Source organism: Adlercreutzia murintestinalis (assembly GCF_943192905.1).
In the GTDB taxonomy this organism is placed as follows: Bacteria; Actinomycetota; Coriobacteriia; order Coriobacteriales; family Eggerthellaceae; genus Adlercreutzia_A; species Adlercreutzia_A murintestinalis.
Genome location: NZ_CALPCC010000034.1, coordinates 1 through 6,422 on the forward strand (window position 1 = coordinate 1; position 6,422 = coordinate 6,422).

General features: G+C 51.3%; 3 protein-coding genes. All 3 read left to right on the forward strand.

What is annotated here, in order from left to right:
- The first annotated feature begins 414 nt into the window (after window positions 1-414).
- Window positions 415-2,817 (forward strand): leucine-rich repeat domain-containing protein, encoded by a 2,403-nt coding sequence (locus NFR19_RS08635; RefSeq protein WP_251213389.1) that lies wholly within the window; start codon window positions 415-417, stop codon window positions 2,815-2,817.
- A 62-nt stretch (window positions 2,818-2,879) separates the two neighbouring features.
- Complete coding sequence (locus NFR19_RS08640) at window positions 2,880-4,649, forward strand: hypothetical protein (RefSeq protein WP_251213390.1); 1,770 nt, start codon at window positions 2,880-2,882, stop codon at window positions 4,647-4,649.
- A 58-nt stretch (window positions 4,650-4,707) separates the two neighbouring features.
- A partial coding sequence (locus NFR19_RS08645) for a hypothetical protein (protein WP_251213391.1) occupies window positions 4,708-6,422 on the forward strand: 1,715 nt, incomplete at its 3' end.

Here is a 6,422-nt window from a genome sequence, read left to right on the forward strand (position 1 = left end):
ACCGTCGCGCAATATGCTCGCACGGTGTTCGGTGAGAGTTCCTCATGCACCAGATGCCGCCTGAAGCGTTGCACGGCATGTGTGGTGTTCGATTTCATTTCAAGATCCTTTCCACTGTGGTCTTTTATCAAGAGACATGAGAGTCATGCGGAAACTGCCGCATCGTTGCCCGCTGGTGCGGTTGGGTTGCGGTTACTCTGAAAGAAATGGCTGGGGGTCGCGCCTAGTACGACATTTTTCTCCGCCGGTGCGGTTATGGAGAAAATCTGCGGGCAACAAGAAAGCCCTTGTCGTTTTTTACGCAGCATGCGAAACTGCAACTCGTTGAATGGGGAAAGCAGTGACCGTACGTTGGCGTAATGCCAACATCGGCCATAGCGCAAGCTTATGGCCGTGCGATAAGGGATCGGTTAGATGATGAAAGCTACTTTCTCCAATCAGGTTGCATCATGCGCTCTCGCAGCCGCTTTGGTGGCTAGCTTTACTCCGGTCGCAGCTTTCGCAACGGAATCCGCCGCATCGCAGGAATCATCCTCTTCTGATCGCACGTCCGCTGATCAGCGGGATGCTGCCTCCGCTGCCGGTGCAAACGCAAACACGAACGCAGCTCAAAACGACAACACGAACGCAACCGCGCAAGCATCCGCATCGCGTGCTCAGGGCACCATCGTGCAAGAGGTGGTCTCGCTACCTCAGGCGAACATGGTGCAGGGCAATGCGGTGCTCGTGGATTCTGCCGATGCCGACCAAGAGCAAGCAGCATTCATCGCGCAAGACGGCATGCGCTTCAGGCTTGATGCGGTCTCTGGTACCGCAACGCTTGAAGGTGTGCTCGCGCATAGCGCTCAGGCGAACTTGGTCGTCCCATCCAGCATCTGCTCTGGTGGGGTCGAATACCCAGTTACGAACATAAGTTCTACTATAAATCTGGGGGTGGGGGTCGCGCTCTCCGCTGATCTCAGTGGTGAAGCAGCCCGCAGCGCCGAAGATGCTCACAGTGATGTGTCGGCCCGCAGCCCCGAAGACGCCCCCTCAGACGAAGCCGTCCTCTCGGACGCCCTTGCGGCAAGCGCTCCTTATGTTGTAGAGCGCTACACCAATGCCGAGAAGGCATCAGCTGTTACCTCTCTTGATATTCCGGCCACGGTCGAATCCATCGACCCAGCCTTCTTCCAGTTACTGCCAGGTCTTACCACCATCACGGTAGATCAGCGCAACGCACGTTACTCAAGTTATAACGGCATGCTGTTCGAGCGCGGCGAAGAAGAAGCCACCGCTCCGAACGACTACGCACACCTCCTCCTCGTCCCGGAGGGTCTGGAGGGCAATGCCGTGCTCCCCGTGGGAATAGCCTCTGTCCCTGCTTATGTCTTTTCCCGTTGCACTAAGCTTTCGGCTATTACCCTCATGTCAGATGACGATCTTCAAAGTCCCGCATCTGAGTCCCAGGGGAGCATGGCGACTTCTGCCTTCACCAGCCTGGACGGTATCCTTTATAAGAAGAACGATGAAGCGGTCGCGGATCGCAACGCGGCCAGCAGTGGCGAAGCGCTCGAAAGCGCAGAGGCGCTCACGTTGGTGGCTGCCCCGGCAGCTCTTGGCGCAGTGGCGCGCATCGCACCGGCATGCACCGCTATCGCACCGGGCGCATTCTGGGGCAGCGCCACCTTGAAGACCATCGTCGTGTCAGGCGAGGTGCCCAGTATCGCCGCGAACCCAGATTTCGAGCAGCAGATGGAAGCGTGGCTTGAAGGCGCGCAGGCGGCCTCGCCCGCATCCGCGGCAGCTGCAACCGAAGAACAACCAGCTACGTCCGAAGAGCAGTCAGCATCGCCCGCAGAACAGACTGATCCTGCTCTTGCCCTTGAAGCTCCGGCTTTCAATGCGACAACCATCGAAAGGGCAACCGTGGTCTTGGATGTGCCGGCCGAAATGGCCGATGCGGCTAAAGCTCCTTGGTCTGCTGTCGGCTTCACGCACTTCGCTGACTCGACCGGCACATCAGATGCCTTTGAAGGCGACCATCTGGATCAGTCCGATTTCGAGTACACGCTGCTGCCAGACTATACGTTAGCAGTTGGCTGGTCGAAGCAAACAGAGATGCCCGCTGCCATCAGCGTGCCTTCGCAGGGCGTGGTGAACGGCGTCACCTACCAGGTGTCCGCCATCGCTGAAAATGGTTTTGCCAACAGCGAAACCTTAACGGCTGTGCAGATACCCGAAGGCATCACCGCTCTAGGCGAAGGCGCGTTCGCGGGGTGCAAGAACCTGAGCACCATCGGCTTGCCGGAAGGCTTGGCAACCGTGGGCGCTCGGGCACTCCAAGACACCAGCCCGCGTATCTTGGTGCTGCCAGAGAGTGTCACCCAGGTTGGCGCCGAGGCTCTTGGCAATATGGAAAGCGCCGTTATCGTGGCTCTTGGCGATATCGCTCAAGTTGAGTCCGATGCGCTAGCGGCCACCACGAACACCGACGTGTACATCCCATACCGCCCAGACGATGGGTATTCCTGGAAGGCGAGCATACCCAGCGCGAACAACCGGCTGATGCCGTATGGGGCGCAGCTTTCAGAGGAAGTGCAGCACCTAGAAGTGGGCCAAACGGCAGATCTGTTCGGAGAAGACGGGTATCTGCTGTGCCCTGGCAGCGTGAAGGTCACGTACTCGTATTCTGGCGGCATCCAGATCAACACCGAAGACAACACGGTTACCTGCAAAGCGCCGGGAGAATCGCATGTTGATGTAACGCTTGCATTACCCATGGATGTGCAAGCTGCGGCAGGCGTTATTTCTGGCGATGTGAAAGTGGCCGGGTAGACCGAATAGCAGATACGAAGGCTTAACAACCTTGTGTGAATTGGGACGAAGGGAACGCATCAATGTTTAGAACCGAAAGGATACAGCGGCCTCTGGCAATAGCAATGGCATTCTTGCTGTGCTTCACCATGATGCCTATGCCGGCGTTCGCCACTGAAGCAAATGGCGAGAACAGCGCTGATACATCCAGCACAGCTACCCCTCCGACTTTTGATCCGTCTGATACCCCTACTCCCGCCTCCGCTGAAGACGAAAGCAACAATGATGGCACCGAGAATAACGACCTAGCCTCTTCGGGCGATCAGGAAGAGATCACTATTGATGATGACAGTTCAGACTTCATCGGTGAAGGCGAAACGCCAGATGAACCCTCATCAGAAACGGTAGCCAAGGCGGCCAAGCTTCCCGCAGCACGAGGTCAACTCAATGTAACAGTGCCTACCGCCTTCAATTTTGGTGGAGACTCTGGTTACAACGTAGATCTTGGTGCTCCCGAAGAAGGCTATTTAACCTCTCAAGGTTTCTTTATAAATAAAGGGACAGGAACTGCTCAAATTGAAGGTCTAACATGTACTGACACCGGTGCTTCTTCGATTCTTGTTGGTGCGAATAATAAAAAGGTTTTTGGATTATATGATTCAAACAATGCTGCCGAATTGAGGTTTGGATATACCGATGGAGTAAATAGTGTCAGTTTAACAGAGATGACCGATATCGATAAAGCATCATTCGGAGTGCTCTCAAATGTTGGTAGGCAATTGGAATGCCGACTTTATCTTAATGATGGAGTAACCCTGAATCCTTCTAAAGCAGATAATGGTTTATCTGTTCAATCACTTGCTAATGTTGTGTTTACTGTTAGAGCTTTACCCAGTGGAAATGGGAGCGATATAGATAATTTCTATTTGAAAGATTTAAAAACGAACGAGGTATTTTCGGGTGCTGAAATCAAACTGCATGCGCAGTCTATTGCAGATCTTGGTCCACAATCGCCATTCTATAATCGCTATAAGTCATATATAGACGCTGATGTTAACGCGGTGGTAGCTGAATCAAAGAAGGCGGGTGCTTACTTTTTCTCTGAAGATGGTAGAGACGGTGCCTTAATTTATAAAAGCAACGGAACCTTAGAAACGGACGAATCTATTGTACGCCAAGGAAGGAGCGCCTATAAAAAGCATAATTCCTCGGCTTCACAAACTGTTTCCAATTCTGCTTACGAATGTAAATTAAAGCTTGATAACAACTATGTGCGATTGCGTATTATCGGAATATCCAACGGGAATTTTTCGCCCTACGATAAGGCTGGCCTTGTTTTTGAGTCCATAGATTACTTCACTGATTCATCTAGCTTAGGATCTGTATTTGCAAGTTGGAATACTGACATTTTCGCAAAATGGAATATGAGAATTGAGGAAGAGTTGGCTTCGAGCAATCAATTCTGTATATCTTTAATGCAGTACAAGGGACTAGGCTGTTTGCCTCAGATAGAAACAAACTTCGATACAGGCGGTCTTCCCGCAGAGGTGTTCGTCTTAAATCAGACCGATGCATATACTGCTAATTCAAAATACTACTTTTATAGACAAGTTATTAGTAAAGGCGGTAAATTAACTAACTTCAACAATATAGAATGGTGGGCATATGACCCACATACTTATACTTGGAAAACTTTCTTTGGCATTCCTAGTATGAGTTGGTCTTTCGACAGATTTTTTAGTCCTATCTCAGGATCACAAAAAAGATGGATACGGCTCGCACCTAATGGAGAAATCAATTCAGCTTCTATACCTCCCGACGATATCACCTATTGTCCGGCATTTATGCTCTGATACTGCGTAATTACTGCACTTTTGTTCCTACGAAAGATAGAGAAGATTAGGTTTAAAAATGCGTAGCATTAATAGCCATAAACAAAAGAAACTGAAAGTCAGGGTTATATTGGTAACTCTTATGGCTATTTTTCTTTCCTTTTTCTTTATTGTAAATGCAATTGCTGAATCTGGCGTATTGGCATCTGGGTCGAAACTGGGAATCAAAATTGTAAATTTCGATTCTTATATTGGTAATGATGCAGGTGTAGGCTCAAATATTGGCATCAGACTGCGTTCTGATACTCAGCTTGCACCGGACAATCCTGAGTATGACATAACAATCGAAAAAGACAGCGAAAGTACAAGCACTGCATCGGCTTCTCCCACGAAATACAACTATGTTCGCGAGGACCAAGCTGATGAAAGTGTTTGGCCGATGAAGATAAAGCTGGAAAGTACGCATGTAAAAGGTTGGAGCCAGCCAGAGTGGAAATGTATATCTCATAGTTCGGATCAAGTTAGTTTCGATGATCCTAACATAGCCAATCCTACTGCTACGGTGCAAGCGGGTGTAGCGGGTACGATCAAGTTCTCTGTGCGTTACAAAGTGATGTCTCATTACAAAATTGAGGCGGTTGCGGGCAACAATGCAAGTAAAGCGAATGTTGTAGCGCCATCACCGGCCGAATACGGCTACTCGCCAAGCAACGCCGTTACTGTGGTGTTGGATGCCGCCGCCAAAACTACCGGCTTCGGCCCAGAATCAATATCGTGGCACATCACCTTGAACGACAAGACGGCACCTCAAGACAGGGTATCTACGCCCGTGTATCAAGAAAGCGGCGTAAATGCAGGCAAATACGTTGCCACCATCTACCCCGATACCGAAGGGGCGGTTGTCTTCACGGCGAACTTCCCAACGCCGCAAACCTACCGCGTGACCGCAGAGCGCGGCGTAGGGGCAGGTTCGGTAACTGCTACCCCTGATTCATACGAGGGCAATCCTACGCTTACCAGAAGCGTTTCGCTCACCGCTGCACCGGCAACAGGCTATACCGGTGAGCCTACCTGGGAAGTATTGGTCGGAGGCGTTCCGAATGACAAGGTGAGCACGCCGGTAAAGAACGGTAATGGTTACACCTCTACCATCGAGCCAGGCGTGTATGGCGCGATCTCCTACCGCGCTACCTTTGCCGATAAAGCCGCTTATGACATAAAGGCAACAGCCAAAAGCGATGAGGACCATAATGCTGCAAGCGCGGACATCTTAGCGCCGGATACGAAGAAGTACACCTACCATGCCACAGATGATACCGAAGTGACCATTACGGCTGAGCCTATGGCTGGTTATACGTACGATGCCACCTGGGAAATCATCTTTGCGGGGAAAACCATCACAGAAGACTCGGATTACCGGCCTGCCGATGGCGCAACAGGAGCGCCTGCAACCGGAAGCAGCAGCACTGTGAAGGCTGCGCTGCATTCGCCGGTCGTTTCATATCCTGTCCCTGCAAAGGATTCAGAAGGCAACGTTATATCTGGTCAGTGGAAAGCTACCATACAGGCTGGCATTACCGGCACCGTAGAGTTCGTGCCAGTATTCAAAACGGGCGCACCGTACAACATTACTGCGGCGCCAGCAACTGATACGTCAATTGGGAACTACGACCCGAATGTTGACTCCGCAAAAATCATAGCGGTCAACGATGTAGAGGTTGCAGACTCCGCCGCCGCTGTATATGCCTATAGCACAACGGCATCCACAAAAGTTGAACTAACAGCCGATCCGAA

Excerpts from the sequence above, each read along its gene's own strand:
- NFR19_RS08635 (WP_251213389.1), top strand. The coding sequence starts at position 415 with ATGATGAAAGCTACTTTCTCCAATCAGGTTGCATCATGCGCTCTCGCA.
- NFR19_RS08640 (WP_251213390.1), top strand. The coding sequence starts at position 2,880 with ATGTTTAGAACCGAAAGGATACAGCGGCCTCTGGCAATAGCAATGGCA.